Origin of the sequence: Flavobacterium sp. CECT 9288 (genome assembly GCF_918731615.1) — a bacterium.
GTDB lineage: Bacteria > Bacteroidota > Bacteroidia > Flavobacteriales > Flavobacteriaceae > Flavobacterium.
Genome location: NZ_OU957226.1, coordinates 113884 through 131990, shown reverse-complemented (window position 1 = coordinate 131990; position 18107 = coordinate 113884). Strand labels below are relative to the sequence as shown.

At 32.7% G+C, this 18107-nt stretch carries 13 protein-coding genes; 4 read left to right on the top strand and 9 right to left on the bottom strand.

Translation table 11 applies throughout. The features are described from left to right. Positions 1 to 86: 86 nt before the first annotated feature. Genes LQ189_RS00555 through LQ189_RS00545 form a run of 3 tightly spaced genes read left to right on the top strand, consistent with a single transcriptional unit; the run spans position 87 to position 5945 of the window. Positions 87 to 3179, top strand: a complete 3093-nt coding sequence (locus LQ189_RS00555) for a hypothetical protein (protein ID WP_230153845.1) — start codon at positions 87 to 89, stop codon at positions 3177 to 3179. Beyond that, positions 3179 to 4408 carry a hypothetical protein gene (locus LQ189_RS00550; protein WP_230153844.1) on the top strand — a complete coding sequence of 410 codons (1230 nt, stop codon included), beginning with the start codon at positions 3179 to 3181 and terminating at the stop codon, positions 4406 to 4408. Before LQ189_RS00555 ends, LQ189_RS00550 begins: the two co-directional genes overlap by 1 nt. Beyond that, positions 4392 to 5945 (top strand): glycoside hydrolase family 2 TIM barrel-domain containing protein, encoded by a 1554-nt coding sequence (locus LQ189_RS00545; RefSeq protein WP_230153843.1) that lies wholly within the window; start codon positions 4392 to 4394, stop codon positions 5943 to 5945. The genes LQ189_RS00550 and LQ189_RS00545 overlap by 17 nt, the downstream gene beginning before the upstream one ends. Here LQ189_RS00545 and LQ189_RS00540 read toward each other — a convergent pair. From LQ189_RS00540 to LQ189_RS00530, 3 genes are read right to left on the bottom strand one after another with little or no spacing between them, the layout of a single operon-like run. Then, on the bottom strand, positions 5942 to 7120 hold the full coding sequence (locus LQ189_RS00540; RefSeq protein ID WP_230153842.1) for a glycosyltransferase: 1179 nt from the start codon (positions 7118 to 7120) through the stop codon (positions 5942 to 5944). The genes LQ189_RS00545 and LQ189_RS00540 overlap by 4 nt on opposite strands. A 17-nt stretch (positions 7121 to 7137) precedes the next feature. Further along, positions 7138 to 8418 (bottom strand): sugar isomerase, encoded by a 1281-nt coding sequence (locus LQ189_RS00535; RefSeq protein WP_230153841.1) that lies wholly within the window; start codon positions 8416 to 8418, stop codon positions 7138 to 7140. Positions 8419 to 8442: 24 nt separating this feature from the next. Further along, positions 8443 to 8733, bottom strand: coding sequence for a hypothetical protein (locus LQ189_RS00530; protein ID WP_086452843.1), 291 nt, complete (start codon positions 8731 to 8733; stop codon positions 8443 to 8445). Positions 8734 to 8886: 153 nt separating this feature from the next. Here LQ189_RS00530 and LQ189_RS00525 point away from each other — a divergent pair, with 153 nt between their 5' ends. Beyond that, entirely contained in the window at positions 8887 to 10947 is a 2061-nt protein-coding gene (locus LQ189_RS00525) for a tetratricopeptide repeat protein (RefSeq protein ID WP_230153840.1), read from the top strand. Between the two features lie 471 nt (positions 10948 to 11418). On the opposite strand, the gene LQ189_RS00520 is transcribed toward LQ189_RS00525, so the two are convergent. The 6 genes from LQ189_RS00520 to LQ189_RS00495 all read right to left on the bottom strand — a co-directional run bounded on the left by LQ189_RS00520 (position 11419) and on the right by LQ189_RS00495 (position 18050). Continuing rightward, positions 11419 to 11766: a hypothetical protein gene (locus tag LQ189_RS00520; RefSeq protein ID WP_086452841.1), complete on the bottom strand. Its 348-nt coding sequence runs from the start codon at positions 11764 to 11766 to the stop codon at positions 11419 to 11421. A 105-nt stretch (positions 11767 to 11871) separates the two neighbouring features. Next, positions 11872 to 12579, bottom strand: a complete 708-nt coding sequence (locus LQ189_RS00515) for a LytTR family DNA-binding domain-containing protein (protein ID WP_086452840.1) — start codon at positions 12577 to 12579, stop codon at positions 11872 to 11874. Positions 12580 to 12591: 12 nt separating this feature from the next. Next, positions 12592 to 12909, bottom strand: coding sequence for a histidine kinase (locus tag LQ189_RS00510; RefSeq protein ID WP_086452839.1), 318 nt, complete (start codon positions 12907 to 12909; stop codon positions 12592 to 12594). Then, positions 12896 to 13933: an ATP-binding protein gene (locus LQ189_RS00505; protein ID WP_230153839.1), complete on the bottom strand. Its 1038-nt coding sequence runs from the start codon at positions 13931 to 13933 to the stop codon at positions 12896 to 12898. Before LQ189_RS00505 ends, LQ189_RS00510 begins: the two co-directional genes overlap by 14 nt. After that, positions 13933 to 15069 carry an FIST signal transduction protein gene (locus tag LQ189_RS00500; protein ID WP_230153838.1) on the bottom strand — a complete coding sequence of 379 codons (1137 nt, stop codon included), beginning with the start codon at positions 15067 to 15069 and terminating at the stop codon, positions 13933 to 13935. Before LQ189_RS00500 ends, LQ189_RS00505 begins: the two co-directional genes overlap by 1 nt. Next, positions 15066 to 18050 (bottom strand): PAS domain S-box protein, encoded by a 2985-nt coding sequence (locus LQ189_RS00495; RefSeq protein ID WP_230153837.1) that lies wholly within the window; start codon positions 18048 to 18050, stop codon positions 15066 to 15068. The genes LQ189_RS00500 and LQ189_RS00495 overlap by 4 nt, the downstream gene beginning before the upstream one ends. Positions 18051 to 18107 lie beyond the last annotated feature (57 nt).

Below are 18107 nucleotides of genomic sequence, written 5' to 3'. Positions count from 1 at the left end.
ACAATAAAATCTTTGTTAATGACTGCCATCTAGCGTTAAATTAACAGTTTTATTAATACATTTACAAAAACATCAATACAAACTGGATGTCTACTGAAAAATCAAATAAATATTTAATTGTAGCCCTTCTTATAGGAGTGGTTTTTCATGGTAGTGCCATATTTTTCACACTAGAAAGTACGTATGATGCATTGATTCATATGTTTTTTGCTAATCATTATGCTACAAGTTGGTTTGAACCCTGGAACTACAGTTGGTACACCGGTTTTACAGTAATGGGGTATCCGCCACTAGTGCATCAGGCAATAGGATTATTATCGCTACTAGGTGGTTTAAAGTTTGGTTTATTTACCGTGGCCATTATTGGTATTCTTTTGTTTATAACAGGAGTTTACCGCTATACCCTATTGATTACTGCCGATAGAACGGTAGCTGGTTATGCTGCCCTCGTGGCCGTTTTCTCGTCATCGTTTGTAGAAACCTTGCATATTTTTGGGCAATTGCCTAGCATCGTGGGTGTGTCAATATTAATGCACTGTATGCCCGAAATCTATCTTTGGATAAAAACTGGCAAAATCAAGAACCTTCTTAGTGCCTTTTCATTGCTTGCAGTAACCATTTGTTCCCATCATGTAACCCCTATTTTTGGGATGGTTTTCTTTATTTTCCCTTTGATAGGTACTGTTGTTATGGATGTATCTCGGGAAAAGGTAAACTCCTATAAGGAAATACGATTCAAATTATTTGTACAAACCTTGTTCAAACTCTTAAAAAGGATAATCATTTTTGGAGCTGGTTCACTAGTGCTTATTGTCTTTTGTATTTTTCCGTATTGGGTAAATTCTAAGGCAAACCCTATCACGCAAGTACCCATACCTCATGGCAGCCGTGATAATTTTCTAGAAGTAACCTCATCTGGGTTAATGTTTTTTGTCATACCCTGGGGAATCCTATTTTTTATTTTACCCTATGTATTTTACCGTTATTTCAGCAAAAGATACATTTGTTTTGGATTGTCAATCACTTTGCTCACCATACTAGGAACTGGAGGTACAACGCCCATACCGCTTAAGGTTTTAGGAGAAAATGCGTTTAACATTCTTACGCTTGACCGTTTTACCCTTTGGGCTTCTATTATGAGTTTACCCATGTCTGGAGAGTTTGTATACCGCTTAATTGAAGGCGATTTAAAAACGGCTATTCAAAATAAATTTGGGAATATTTACCATCGAATTCTTGGTGCAGCCTTTGCGGGTTCTTTTTTATTTTTTGCCAGTTTTACAATTACTCTAGGTTATTTTAGACCTTTTCAACCCCAAAAAATAAATACACTCCCGCTAGTCAACTTTTTAAATCAAGATCAGCACGATCAATGGCGGTATTTACCCTTAGGTTTTGGGGATCAAATGGCAACGTTATCCTCACAAACCAATGCCAAAACGGTTGATGGAAATTACCATTCCGCCCGAAGATTACCCGAGCTTACCTCACGAGCAATAGAGCGACTTGAGAATTCTAAATTTAGAGGTATGGAAGGAATTGGTTCTTTGCAACAATTTTTAACCGTACCTGAAAAATACAATTTAAAGTATGTGTTTTCTAATGATAAATTTTATGATCCCATACTTTATTTTTGTGGATGGCACCGCCTTTCTCAATTAGAAAACGGCATTATGGTTTGGGAAAGACTTAATATTGCTCCTTTGCCAAAAGTACTTCCTAAAGATGAGGTTCCAGTATACCTTAAACTAATGTGGGGCATTATACCAATACTTACCATTATCATAGCCTTTGTTGTGAATGTGCAAAGTATATTTTTTAAAGCCTTAAAAGTTAAAGACGAACCAAAACCAGACTTTTTTAAGTTTAACGTTTCCTATACCCAGTTTCCCCTAAAACTCATTGGTGTTTTACATTTTTGGGTTCTCGTGTTGTTCATCATTATGGCTTTTGGCGGATATAAAACTTACATCGCCAATGCTACCCAAATAAGCCCTGAAAATGTAGTTAAGAGCTATTATGATGCTCTCGATTTTAAGTTTTATGAAAAAGCACATTCTTTTATTGACCCAAAAAGTAAACTCTCGATATCACAATTCATGCTGGAAACATCTGTTGCTGATGGAATATTAAATTCATATGCAAAACTAGATGCCATAGAAATTAAAATTATTAAAAAAGCAAATCAGAGAACAACGCTAGTTGCTAAAACAAAATGGATTACACCCTTAGAAATTATCAATAAGGATTACTATCACGAAACTATCAATCGCAACGGAAAATGGTTTATACTTCCTCAAAAAATGCCATTAGACATTCCACCTGATCAATTTTTATCTAGCAATTTAACAGAGTATTACAAACAAGGACGACGAAAAATTACGACCCAACAAACCTATCATGAGGATGTATTAAAGCAACCAGAGCTTGAAATCCTATCGGCCAAATTAATTCAGTATAACAATGAATACATGATTGTAGGGGAATTACAAAACCTTGATAACAGTCCTGCAGATGTTATTGTAAAGTCTACTTTGTATAATAAATACGACAAAGAATTGGCAACATTCAATGCCAAAGACGCTATTAAACATAAAATTTTACCTAAAGAAACGACTAGTTTTAAAGTAAACTTTGAAGAGATTTCTTGGTTAAAAAAAGAAGTACACAAGCCTACCACATTCAACCCTAATGAATATACCCCTAAAAATATTGCCGAAACACCGTCTAACTTTGACATTCAATCAGCAGGAAATGTAGCTATAACAGATTTTTATATACAAGTAGCTCTTTCTGACCTAGTGGTAGAAAATAACCATCTTAAGGGTACACTTTTTAATTATGGGATTCAAGAAGTAACCGTTCCAGAATTGATTGTGTCTTATTACACAAAAGAAAAAGAACTTTTATACGTTGATCATTATTTTGTTAGAGAAGGTATTCGGGTACAACGCAAGCAATATTTTGATTATCCATTACTTGACTTAACGCGTTGTAAAATAATACTTTCATCGCTAGAAAATTGTTTTGTAAATGGTTTACCCAATAAAGATCTGGCGCAAACTATTGTTCCTAATAGAAATAAGGCCATGGAGAAAGAACTTTTACAAAAAGTAAACGGAAAAGGTTTTAGTTATGTTAAAATTGAATTGAACAACTATATTGGTAATCCTAAATAATGAAAAAAATAGCAGTCATTCTCCTTTGTATCTTTTGCCTAGTCGTTTTTGCAGTTGTAAAAACAACTAGTACTGCAGCTACAATTACATTGGATACATCCCAAAAAAAATTTACTGCGGGAACCCCAATACTACTTCAGTTTTCTTCACTAAAAGCGGTTAAAAACGCTGATTTATTTTTGATTCATTCCTACGGAAAAACAATCGTTAAGGGAAAAGTTAACAAGAATAAATTGCGGTTTAGTATTCCCGAATTGTATGCCAAAAAAACGGGAACTGTTTCTTGGTATCTTATCCAAGATAGAAAGAATATTGCGGCTGGACAATTTGAAATTGTTCCTAATGATGTCACGCCTACTTTGATTGAAAATTATTTGGGTCCAACTACCATTCTCACAGGGCAAGATCATTACACAATGATGGTTGCAATCCCCACGGACAGTTATGACAACCCAAAAACAGACAACACCACTGTGTTTATAAAAGATCAATTCCTAGATGACATTACTGTTACCACTAAGAAAACGGCTGATTTTATAGCATGGAAAAACATTTACTCCAGAACAGTCTCGGGGAAAATGCTAATTTCAACACAATGCAATACGGCATTATCAAAGGAATTTGAAACAGATATAACGCCATCAATAGCTACAAACTTTACTATTGATTATGCTAGAAACCATCAATTTGCAGATGGAAATCAAATTACCAAACTAAGAACTTCGGTCATTAAGGATCAATTTGGCAATTTAGTAGGAGACGGAACCTTAGTTACATTTCAAGTCACTACAAAAAATAATAATTTCCTTAAAACATTTGCAGCCACAATAAATGGCGTGGCAATTGCACAGTTGTTGCATCCGGATCACAAAGAAATTTATACGGTAAAAGCCTATGTTACGGGGATGGCCGAGAGCAAACCAATACAAATTGCGTATCAAGCATTGATAAAAGATTTTCCCTATCAGTTTCTTGAAAAAAATCGAAAAATTGTGGTAGGACCATTAACAAGTTTCATGAATCAAATAGTTCCTGATGGAATAAAAGTAGAACTAAAAATATTTCATAAAAATAAATTAATAGAAACAAAAATTGTTGAAAGTGCCAAAGGATTAGCTACATTTATACTATTACCTCCTTTTTACAAACAATCCGCATATCAATTTGAAATTACCACTCTTGGCGTAACCAAGAAAACCGAAACCATACCGTATGAAAATTATCAATAACCGAAATATTTACAAAGCGGCCTTTATACTATCGTTTATCGTGATTAGTATTTTTACGCTATTTGGTATGGCAAAAATTTTGGATTACTTAAATACTGGTGCTGACAGAAGTGCCATGTTACACCTTGAAACAAAAAGCGAGGATGTATACTTACCAAAAGTGACCTGGACCAAAATTGAAAATCCAGCGCGTAAAATGGAGAAAAACACACTAGGAAAAATTGAACGGGACTACCTTTTTTCTTGGCATATAAAAAACAAAGCTCTACAAAATAACATCCCAAAAGGCATTGACGATTATTATACCATGAATACTCGTGATAATCTATACAAAGTCATTCAACACAATAAAGCACAAGAAATTACAATAGAAAACACCACACTAAAACACTTTCCTGAATTAGAATTCTACAGTGAAGACGGACAACTAGTTGTTTTTACAGATAAAAACGTGATTGAGTTTCAAAAAATCTATCTCAATAAAAAGTTACTAACCACGGTACAAGACACCGCAACATACAAAGTAATGATGCTGCTTGAAGATGGCTACTGGCGTGTGCGTCATTTTCAAAAAATGGAACCCTCTCCATTTGCTAAAGACTCCATACAACCAGAGCCCGAGTACAGTATTCAGGAGGATAAAATTCTTAAAAACAAAAAACAATTTGTAATCAAAGGAATTAATTACTATCCAAAAAATTCAGCTTGGGATACCTTTGGGGAACAATTTCACAAGGATACTATTGCAAAGGATTTTGACATCATCAAAAAATCAAATTTAAACTCTATACGGGTTTTTATTCAATACGATGATTTTGGGAAAGCAAATATAAATCCTGAAAAGATGGTTAAACTTAAAACCCTTTTAGATTTGGCTGCAGCCAAAAATCTAGGAGTTATGGTAACCTTATTTGATTTTTACAGCGATTACTCATTAGACAGTTGGACTTTAACACACAGACATGCAGAGCAAATAGTATCAACATTTAAAGACCATAAAGCAATCATAGCTTGGGATTTAAAAAACGAGCCTAATTTAGATTTTGAAAACAGAGGTAAAGAAAATGTTTTGCAATGGCTTGACCACATGGTAACGGTTGTCAGAGAAAATGATCCTAATCATTTAATAACTATTGGCTGGTCAAACTCTGTTGCTGCCTCACAACTGGCTGATAAAGTAGATTTTGTTTCGTATCACTTTTACAATGACATGCAACACTTAGAGTATGAAACCAATACTTTAATTAAAACTTTAAAAAAACCAGTTGTAATCCAAGAATTTGGAGTTCCATCTTACGGCGGGATTTGGAATTTATGGGAAAGTAGTTTAGAAAATCAAGCCCAATACCACCAAAAAATGCAAACGTATTTCAAGAAAAACAACTATTCCTTTATGTCTTGGACATTATATGATTTCCCAAAAGTACCGGATCAAGTAGCTGGAAAATGGCCTTGGCAAAAAAACAGACAAAAACAATTTGGGTTCATTGATGTTAAAGGCAAGAACAAACCCGCTTATAAATACATCTCGAATTAAAGTTTAGATTTTATAATTTTTTTAAACGTTGACAAGTACATATCTGTAATAGTTCCCATAGATAAGGCGCTAGCAGCTATAAAATTTTGCATGGCAATAGCCTTACGGTTTTCATCGTTATTGATTATTTTTTCAAGAGCGGCGGCCAGTGAAGCGGCACTTTCTGGATTAAAAAACTCGCCTTTGTACCCTTCTTCTTCAACTAATAAAGCAAGATCGCCCAAGTCTGGCATTACCACAGCCTTACCATAACTTCCTGCTTGATGCAACACTCCTGAACTTCCCGTGGTAGATGTATATGGAAAAGCAACAACAGTACTGTCACCAAAAATAACTGGTACATCTTTTTCTTCAACATATCCAGTAAATCTAATCCCTGGCGTGTCTTTGTATTTTTCTTGAACTCCTTTTAAGTAACCAGGAGTATTAGGACTATCAGTTCCTGCAATAACTACTTCTATCGGTTCTGAATTGTGTTGTCTTATAAGAATTGCTGCCTCAATTAATATTTCAACTTTTTTGTAAGTTCCAAACTTTCCAAAAGCCATAATTTGTTTGGGTCCTGGAACCAAATCAAACGAAGGTTCGTCAATGGTATCAAAAGTTCCGTGTGGAATTACTATAACATTATTTACATTGTATTTCTTTACCAATACATCTACATATTTATTGATAGTAACGGCCACAACATCCGATTTTAGTATAAATTTAGTTAATGAAGTCCCTACGAAATTATAAAATCGCTGCGCTAATTTATTATCTGTAAATCCGGCACTTTCTAGATCTACTTGCTCAAGAATATTGTGCAATAGAGAAACTGTTGGGATAGAATTCATTCTTAAAATCCATGGAATTAAGAGTCCTAAAGCCGCTGGAACCTTTTTATCGCCAAATTTCATGAACTGTAAATTAATTAAAACAGCATCAGGTTTTTCAGCACGTATGGCATCCATGATAGAAATAATGTTGGTGTAACTATTAAATGACCAGCATTCCCTCACCTTCACTTTATCACTGTTTTTAAAGTCCAGTTGCTTGGCATCTTGAGTTTTATCACACAGCAAAATCACTTCTGAAATTTCATTTTTTTGTGCAAAATTTTTAACTAAGTGATATCCATATTCATTCAAGGTTACTTTGCTGGGTGGGAAAGCTGTAATTACGGCTAGTTTCATGTGTCTTAAATTTGGTTTTATACTAAGGCGCTGGTTTTTTTATTGTGTTCGAATCGGTTTTTATAAATAAAGTAAAGCAACTGGAAAAAAAGTAAAGTTACCATGGCAATAATTTGCATGTGAACCACTTGCTCCAAAGAGTTATGGTAAAAAATAATTAAAACAATTTGTGTACATCCCAAAACTGCCGATACAACAACAGGAACATATTGATTCAAGGATAAATAGTAGTAGGCAAAAATATTAGCCACTGCAAAAAGTGAGGTTGCAAGCGCATACTTCCAAAGTAAGTAAGAGATAGAAACATAAGCTTTACCAAACATGATTTGCACTACGAAATTTGGAAATATAGCGGTAAACAAAACAATAAAGGAAGATAAAACCACAATATAACTCACATATTTAAGCAAAATAGGAAGCGTATCCTGATTGTCTTTTTTCATTTGAATCACTTTAGGTAACAAAAGCATTACAAACATCCAAGCCACAAAATACACCACGCGCCCTATTAAGGCAAGTGATGCATACAAACCCGCATCTTTGTTATTAAAAAAATGCTTGACAAGTATAATATCACTATTATTAATAATGATTTGTGTACACTCATAAAACGCTGTCAACGCAAAAAACACCACAATAGATTTGTGATTGATACTAGCATTGCTATTAGCCTCAACTTTACTAAAAATTGTTTTTTGAAATGGAAGTAATCCAGCTACAAAAGACAGTAAAATACCTATAGCAACTACAACAGAACTAGGAATTGAAGGCAAAATCAATAAGAACGGAATTGTAAATAGCAACCTGCTCCCCATTTCGGTTTGGTAAGTAGTAGCTAATCGAGAAAGGTTGTTTTGACCTTGATACAAACCCCTATTTACACTCATGACAAAATACAAGGGAACACCAAAACCAAAAATATAAAACATAGAGGCGGTTTGAGTATGAAAAAGTGCTTGAAGTTCCTTGTGAAAAAACACAATGCCAAAACCTAGAATAATGCCAAGTATAACAGCATATTTCAAAATAAATTTAAGAAACAATAACAACTTGTTCTCTTGAAAAAGAACAGCATATTTTGCAGCAACTATTTGAAAAGTCATCCCAACAAAAGAAAGTATCAGTAAGAGTGTAATTAATATAGCCGCATCAGAAAATGCCTCGGGACCTAAAAGCCTCCCCAAAATAAGATTGTACAAATAATTCCCTCCGTTTACCAATAATATGGTCAACATAAAAAGCTGCTCAGGACCTAGTTTTTTGGGTATTTTTGAGGTAATACTTGCAAGTAGTTTCATTTGAGACACATTATTAATTCAATATTACAGTAACACATCAGTTGAGCCAAGTGCATCAAAACAGGCCGAAATACATTTATTTTTTCTACCAATTATAAAAAAAGGTTTTTCATCTTTTTGGGCTTTATCGTATATGGCAAGAATATTTTTGGTTGTATACGCATCCATTGCCTCTACTTTTTCAAATGAAACCACTAGTCCGTTTAACCTTGACAATAAACAGTTTAAATGATTTTCTAAATATACACTGTTTTCTGAAGTCAACAATCCTTTAATTTCATAAACTCCAGAATTGTATGTAATGTGTACTGCCATCTTATTAATATTGAAGTTGGAATTAGTTTCGTTACCAAATATCGCACATTATTAAAAACAAGCATTAATACTTAGATGAATAACCTGAAAGTGTAGACGAAATATTACGATTTAATACTTAACTTGCAATAACGAATCTTACACCTAACCAATATGAATTTACTACAAAAAATTGCGCTTGTATTTATAAGTATATTTAGTTTTACACTACAAGCACAAGACATGAATGTGGGATTTAGCCATCTAGAAAAAGGAGAGTTTGCAAAAGCAGAACTTTTTTTTAAAGATATCCTTAAATTTTATCCAAAAAATAAAACAGCCCGACTATGCTATGCAAGAGCAATTGGTTTAAACAATCAAGCTCCAGCAGCACTTGAAAATTTCATTCAATTAAAGAGTGAATATCCTGGAGATTTAGAAATAGAATTAAATTATGCCGAATCTTTGCTTTGGAACAAAAAATTTGACGAAGCTAAAGTGTTCTACAGCGAGCTTGTTCAAAAAAACCCAACCAATTTTGTAGCGCATCTTGGCTTTGCCAATACTTTATCAAACTTAAAAGAATATCCTACTGCATTAGCAAACGTAAACAAAGCCCTAGAGTTGTCACCTGCAAATCCAGGAGCTTTGGTTTCCAGAAAATATATTAAATTAGGGTATGGTTACCAATATGTGAATGAAAAAAAATACGCAGAAGCTGAGGCGTTTTATGATGAAATATTAGTTGATTTTCCATTAGACAAAGAAACTCTCATGAATAAGGCAAACATGTACCTCATCACAAAAGATATTGACAAAGGGAATGCGGTTTACCAATTACTATCAAAAGACTATCCCGTACTGGCATTAAATGGGCTTTCACTTCTAACACATATTGACAATAAAGAAAAAGAGGCCTTAAAACTAGCTACTGAATCCTTATCATTGTCACAAAGTATTACTGATGAAAATTTAAAAAAACAAACTCAAGAGCGCTATGTACAAGCCCTGATATGGAATAAAAAATACAAAGAAGCTAAGATATATATTGAAGAGTTACTCCTAAAATACCCCAATGAAAATTGGGTTTTATCACTTGCCGCTACGCTAGATATTTACAAAAGTAATTTCCCAGAAAGCATCACCTATTATAAAAATATTTTAGAAAACGACACTAAGTCATTTGATGGAAATCTTGGTATTGCCAATGCTTACAAAGCTTCTGGCGAAACTAGTATGGCGTATCAGGCAGCCTTAACAACCTTATCTATTTTTAATAATCAAGGAGATGCACTTCAATTTATAAAAAAAATGAAAGAGGATTTTACTCCTTTTATCGAAGAAAAATTAAGCTACTCATTTGATAACGGAAACAACACAGCGCTTGCGTCAAGAACTGCAATAACATTACCTTTATCAACAAAATGGACTGTAAATGCAACTTATCAATATCGTAAAACAGACAATACTGTTACGTTAATAAATGCTATAAGTCATGATTATCTTCTAGGTGCAAGTTATCAATTCCACCCTAAAATTAGTTATAGTTTTGAAGCTGGTGTAAACAGTGCTACCTCTATAAACACTAGTTACAACCAGCTATTGCTGCATACATATTTCAAAATGAAGCCTATGAAACTTCAGGATCTTGAAGTGGGTTACAAACGTGAAATGCAAAACTTTAACACTGATCTTATTATCAAGCAAATTGCAACCAACAATTACTATTTAAATTATAATTTGAGTACCAACTTTAATTTTGGTTGGTTTACCCAATATTTTTTCACTTCGCAAACAGATAACAACAATCGTAATTTATTATTTACCTCTTTTTACTATAACTTCCTCTCTAAACCTGTTCTAAAAGGTGGATTAAACTATCAATATATAGCTTTTAAAGATCGTGTTCCTACTGATTATTTTAGTCCAAAGAAGTTTAATGCGGTAGAATTATTTCTAGAAGTTTTAAAAGACGAAAAAATTATTGAGTCTAAATCCTGGTTTTACAACGCAAACCTAGCAACAGGTTATCAGTTTATTGAAGACAATACAAAACAGTGGACCTATCGTATTCAAGGAAAACTAGGCTACAAATTCTCGGATAGGCTGTTGAGTAATATTTATGTAACCCGAAGTAATATTGCCTCTACCACGGCCTCAGGGTTTACTTTTAATGAATTTGGTTTAAGAGTAAAATGGAATTTAACCCGTGAACCTTTGTTTACCCTCAAGTAATACCACTTGATACATTTTATTTACAAAGAAAGACTGCTTGTAGGCAGTCTTTCTTTGTTTTGCTTAACCTCATTATAAATATTAAAATTGATTTGATTTTGCTTTAAAATACAACTAGAAATCACGAAATCTTACTTGAGTATCAAAGTTTAATTTCGAGTAAAAACAAAAAAGACTGCTCGTGGCAGCAGTCTTTTTTTACTAACTCAACAATGAAACTAAAAAATTAAACTTGCTTTTAAAAAACTATTTATACTAACAAGGACTATTTTCACAATCCATTAAAACAGTATTTAAAAAATTTGATTTGGGATCAAAAAGGGTTTGCTTCCTAATTGCTCTACAAAGATACATTCAAACTAAAGATAGAAAGTAATGTTTTCGATAAACGATTGATAACCTTCGGTAAACGGTTTAAGACTGTAGGTAAATGAAATTTTGTAAGAATAATTTTTGGTAGAAGTTTTTATTTTAGTTTGCTAATTGTAAATCGTCATTATCAATACCAATTGCTTTGCGCGCTTCGGCAGTGTTAGGAAGGTATACCACATCATCCAGTATTTGTAAAAAAGGTCGTATTGTGGCAATACTTACAATAGAAATAGAGGGGTTGTTAATACTTAACTTTATAACTTCATGCTTAGTTAATGGACCTGCCCAATCTAAATTGTAACAGTAACCTAACGCATTTTTCCTTACGAAAGTAATATTAACATCATTCATTACAGTCCATTTTGTGGATACTAAAAAATAACCGGATAACTCATTGTTTGAAGAATCAAGAGCTAAAGTTACTGCATTGGGTAGATTTACTTTCATAATTGTCATTTTAAATACAGATCTAAAGTAACAACATTATAGACTAAATGCAAAAATAATCGATGAAATACACTTTTTTAAAAAAATTGTAGTAAATATTATATATTACAAAACATTAATTCGTTTTAAAAGTTCTGTTTTGTTTGACCTACTTATTGGGATAACATCTTTTGCAATGAGAACACTATTATCCTCAATATCGATAATTTTTGTAACATTGATTATAAAGGAACGGTGAATTTTTAAAAATATATCTTTTGGAAGTATATCCTCTATTTTTTTCATTGCAGAGTGTACAATGTAATTTTTATTATCTGTTTTTATATGAATATAATCTCCTTTTGCTTCAATAACATTCACTGAGTTATTGTCTATTTTAATCAATCTTCGATCTATGTTTACATAAAAATGATCAGGCTTTTCTTCAGCTTGTATCGTTGTATTTACTTGTGGCTCGTCAGTTTTTATTGCTAAGACTTTGTGAACGGCTTTTAAAAAACGTGACTCGGTAATAGGTTTTACAAGATAATCTACAATACATTCATATTCAAAGGCTTCAATAGCAAAATCTCTGTCAGATGTTACTAAGATAATATGCGGAGGATTTTTTATGGTTTGAATAAAATCAAAACCAGTGAAATTTGGCATGTGAATGTCTAAGAAAATAAGATCAACATGATTTTGATTCAAAAATTTTATTGCGTCTATGGCGCTACAAAACTCTCCAATACATTCAATATCTGTTGATTTAGTTACAAATTGAGCTATTATGGCTCTTGCCATTTCTTCATCATCAACAATAATGCAATTCATATAGCTATTTATTTAGAGTTTTATAACAAACTCCTGCATAGCTTTTAAAATTGTTTCAAAATCATTTTTTAAGGCTACGGAGTCATTATTTAAATTATGCTCATAATCAACAGCAATATAATAACTTTTTTCGAGACCTAGTATAGAAATTTTATGTTTCAGTTTATGAACAGATTGTGCAGCATTAAAAAAATCTAATTCTTGCATGTATTTTTCATAATTTTCAACCTCTACTGGCAACTCTTTTTTTAGGATGGATAAAATTTTTGCCTTAAATTGCTCATTGTCACCAGACAATTCATTTACATAGTTTAAATTAGGTGTTTCCATGATCCTTTGGTATTGTGAAGAAAAAAGTAGTCCCTACTTTTTCTTGGCTTTCAAGCCAAATTCTTCCTTTATAAAATTCTATTATTCTTTTAACGATAGAAAGTCCTATGCCTGAGGAGTTATCGTCATTTTGTAATTTAGAAAAAATATCAAATATTTTGTGCTGGTATGCATGAGGAATACCTATACCATTGTCTTTTATTTGAAATAAATATTCTTGCTCATTTTCGGTACTGGATATCTCAATTTCTATGTGTTCTTTATCATTGTATTTAAGCGCATTTTGTATTAGATTTTGAAAGAGTTGTTTCAATCTAAAATCATTTCCCATTAAAACAGGAAGATCATTAGTTATGCTAATGTCTGCATTATTTGGAATTTCAATAGTTTTCAAAAAATCTTGCACAACATGATTAACATCAATAATACGTTCTTCATGCGTATGATTTTCAATAGAGGAATAGTTTAAAATCCCCTTAATAAGAGAGTCCATTTTCTCTACATTTAACAAAATCCTATTCAAAGATTTTAGATTGGCTTCATTCAATAGAGACTCATTATCCTGAATAAACCAGTTGATCAAAGTATCAATACTACGCAAAGGTGCCTTTAAATCATGTGAAACCATGTGAGCATATTCATTCAATGCTTTATTTTGTTTTTCAAGATTAAACAACAATTCTTCTCTTTGTTTATTAATTTTTACAATTTCAATAGATTGTTGTTTAATATATTCCGAAGAATCAAAAACCTCTGTATTTGTCATAAAATCTTGCCCAACACTCATAGAATCAAGAATAGACTGTAAGTTTTTATTTAATTCTTTTAGGCTTTTAGCTTCATCCCGCAATTTTTGATTCGCCTCAAATAATTCATCGGAGCTAATTTTCATAGCCCTTTGCAGCATCTCTATTTGGCTTTCATAATTTTGGTACGATTCATTAACTGCATCCAAAAAAATATCCAAGTCATTAAGACCTCCCGCAAGTTTTTTATCTATCTGACGTTTTAGTAATGAATGCATTATTCGCTTATTAAGGTTAATGTCATCGTTTGATTGTGTAATTCACAAGCAGTCTCCCCATTAAAAGGAGCCATTTCACCATAAGAATAAAATCCTGCAATAGGAACTTGTTGACCAATAACCTCTCTTACATGCTCTATTTCTTCTTCAACACGCTGACTCATTACCAATTTCCTCCCAATACAGCTTACCAAAAGAGCTAATTCAGGGGCTTTAGTTCTATTTTTCATACCGTAATTTGCAGCAGTATTGGCTCCTTGTGCAATCCCATCAACTGATGCCATCATGAGTTGAACTCTTGAATTTACAGGTACATCACCTGCAAGGATCATAGACTGTGTATCATTATCAATATTTAAAATAGTACGTACAACTGGTTCTTTCTTACCATCTGGTGTTACATTTAAAGGATATAATAAAGAGGCTTGTGGAAGTTCACTGGATTTATCTCCTAGATATTTTTTATATAAGTCTAAAGCTGGTTGACCATCAATTTCATACAATACATTTGCTACTGACTTTGTGATAACGCGCTCTGGGCCAAAGGGAATCCAACCACCAAAACTAGCATACGAAACCTCGAATGTTGATCCATAAAAACCAATAAGAACCACTTCTCCTTCTTTTGGATCTTCCTTGTATGAGGCAAGTGTTTTTTCAAAACGTGCATCATCACCACACATACCGCCTGTAATAGATAATCCAGAGTCCTCCATATTAGTCTCAAGGCCAGAAATCAAGGAACTTCCGTTTACAAAACTCCCCTCTGAAAGTACAAATAAATGTTTAAGATTTTCCTTCGGCATTTGCTCATACAAGTGCTCACCAAGAAGTTTAGCATCTTTATTATGGTCTAAAATATTATCTCTTTTAACTATAAAACTTGATTTTTCAAACTCGATCGCTACCACCGAAATGGAATCGTCATTTACACTAGAGCCTGAAATTTCACCTGAAGTAGATCCAAAAACTAGATCCTCATACGGAAACTCATTACGAATATCTTGTAAAACCTCACTATTTGCTAATAATAGACGATTCCCAAAAACCAGTACAAGTGGGTTTAGTAATTTTGATTTTTCTTGTATATAGCTCCAGCCACCTCGGGCTAATTTACTTGCTTGAATAATTTTCATGATTCTTTTTTTAATTTCACAAAAAAAGTGGTTCCGACCCCCTCTTCACTTTCTAACCAAATTTCTCCTTGATAAAAAGTAATAATTTTTTTAACTATTGATAGACCTAAACCTGTTGAATGTTTACTAGTTGTAAAAGATTTAAAGGTTTCAAATATTTTTGAATGGATTGCTTTTGGCATCCCTACACCATTATCTTTTATAGAAAAAATATAATTATCACCATCTTCAACAGCGCTAATTTCAACTAATCCTTGACTTTTATCAATATAATTTACAGCATTACCAATAAGGTTTTGAAACAATTGCTGTATCCTAAATTTATCTGCATTAATGCTAGGCAATGTACCTAAAATAGATACGCTAATGTGATCTGGCAAATGAATAATATCTATAATACCTTGAACAATTTCATGCGTATCAATAATCTCTGGTTTTACAGCTTCTTTATCAATTTTAGAATACGTCAAAATTCCTTCAATAAGATGATCCATTTTTTCGACTTTATGCTCAATTAATGAAAAATATTTTTGAGTTGGTGCGTCAAAGCTATCTACATTCTCCTCTTTAATCCAGGTAATCAATGAATTAATACTGCGTAAAGGAGATTTTAAATCATGTGATACTATTTGCGCATAATCCTCAAGCTCTTTATTGGTTTTTGCTAAATCTGATAATAAATTCTCTTTTTGGGATTCCAGCTCTTTTTGAGCGGTAACATCTTCCTCAATGGCAAAATATTTTATTAATTTCCCGGCTTTATCATAAAGTGCCTGTCCTTGAATACGTACCCAATATTTCTCTTTGTTTTTTGAATAATTAATAATCTCACAATTAAAAGGGAGACCCTTTTTAATTTGATTTCTCAAATAAAGAATCACTTCAGGATTGGATTCTGGACCTTGTAACAAAGCTCCTGGCCTTTGACCTATAATTTCGTCCTTAGAATACCCTGACATTCTTAAAAAACTAGCATTGGCCCATTCAATTCGACCCATTCGATCTGCAATTATAACCGAATTTAAATTTTTCTCAGCAATCAACGATAACAAATACAATTGCTGCTCTTGATTTTTTTGATCAGTAATATCAAGATGAATGCCTATGGATCCTATTAAATTACCTTGTAAATCATAATTTGGAGCACCACTAATAAGCCATATTCTTTCTTTTTTATTTTTATCATAGACTTGCAACTCATAGGAATCTGTTAATCCATCAGATCTTAATTTATCTTTTGTCTTCAATACATTCTTACCACTTTCATTAACAAAGATTTCTATAGCATTATTCCCTATGAGCTCTTGCTGTGTATAGCCACTCATAGTTGTAAAACCGTGATTGGCCATGGTAATGTTATTATCTAGATCAACTTCAAGCAATCCTAGATTCATATTTGCAATTATTCCTCTGTACTTTTCTTTTTCTATTTGTAAACTTTCATCGTACCTTTTTTTAAGAGAAATATCCTCAATCATGGCAAAAAATTGGGTAACCTCACCATTTGCATCAAGTATGGGCTGCCCTTTGGCCTTGACCCAAAAAGAACTACCATCTTTTCTTCCGTGCTTCAGTTCAACATCAAATGGAAATCCATTATAAAAAGAACTAACCATAATATCCAACTGCTCATCATCAATATCCGAGGTTCGACCTATTTGTACTGGAGTTTTCCCTATAATTTCATCTTTAGAATAACCCGTATAGGTGGTATAAGCATCATTACACCAAAATATTTTACCATTAGGCTTGGTAAACACAATACCATTATTATTTAAACTTGCCACGAGTGACAATCTTTTTAGCTCTTCTTCATCTTCCTTTTTTGCTGTAATATCCTCTATTAACGCAAAATATTCCTTTACATTTCCCTCACTGTCAAATAAAGGTTGCCCTTCAGCTTTTGCCCAAAACCACGTACTATCTTTTTTATAATGTATTAATTCCTGACTAAAATGCTCCCCTTTTGCTTTAGCGATTTTTATAGCCTCAAAGGTGGATTGATCCACTAGTGCTCCTTGAAACAAATCCTCAGTGGTACGACCTATTGCTTCCTTCAAGGAGAAACCTGTAAGTTTCACAAATCCTTCATTGGCCCAATTGATAGTTCCATCTAGGGCTGTAAAAATTACTGCATTAACATTAGTACTAGCTACAAGAGACAATCTATTTATCTCTTCCTGACTTTTTTTCTGTTCAGTTACATCACGGCCGTAAATGTTTACATAACCCAAATCCTTGAGTGTCTTGCATACAAAGGAATAATCTCTATTATTAGTTTGCGCTTCAAAAATCCATCGATCTGTATCAAAATCAATTTTAGAAGCAATGTGTTTAAAAAATGCCTCGGTTGAATATTCTATTTCGTCATGAACAAATATTGTTAATTTTTCTCCTGCTGGATTACGTTTCAAAAGATTTCCCTGCGTGTCAATTCGGATTAAAGGATCTGGATTTTGAGTAGGAAAAAGTGCAATATCTTGAATTTCTTTATTGGCTTGTTTTAACTTGTTTTTTTGTTCGTTAATGGTTGCCAATAATTCCTTTAATTCCTTAGAAGTGTTATCGGCATTATTAAGCACATGAAGTAAATCAATAGAAGGATCATTAGGAGCAAAATCTTCAAAAGTCAAGCCTTTATTCATCAATTCAACCATTGATGTAAACCAAGGGGAACCTACAAATAAAACATTATCTCCCATTAATTCAAACTGTCCTCTTAAATTTAGACCAGATGAACTATGCTGTAAAACAAGATGATTATTACAATGTGATACTATTTCCTGGAACGAAAAAGTTTCTAAATATGGTCTAGTAATTTTAAATAAATCCGAAAATAATTTAGTGTTACTTAAATCATGGCACACTTTACCTAAGCTAGAACCAAAATTTATAATTTCAAAATTTGGTGAAACCAATATGTAAAATGGAAACAATCTATTCAAACTTTTTTCATTAAAACAAAGTGCTAGATTCTTCATGCAACTACCAATTAATTTGAATTTTTAATAAGATTTATTTTCTTTTATTGATTAAAG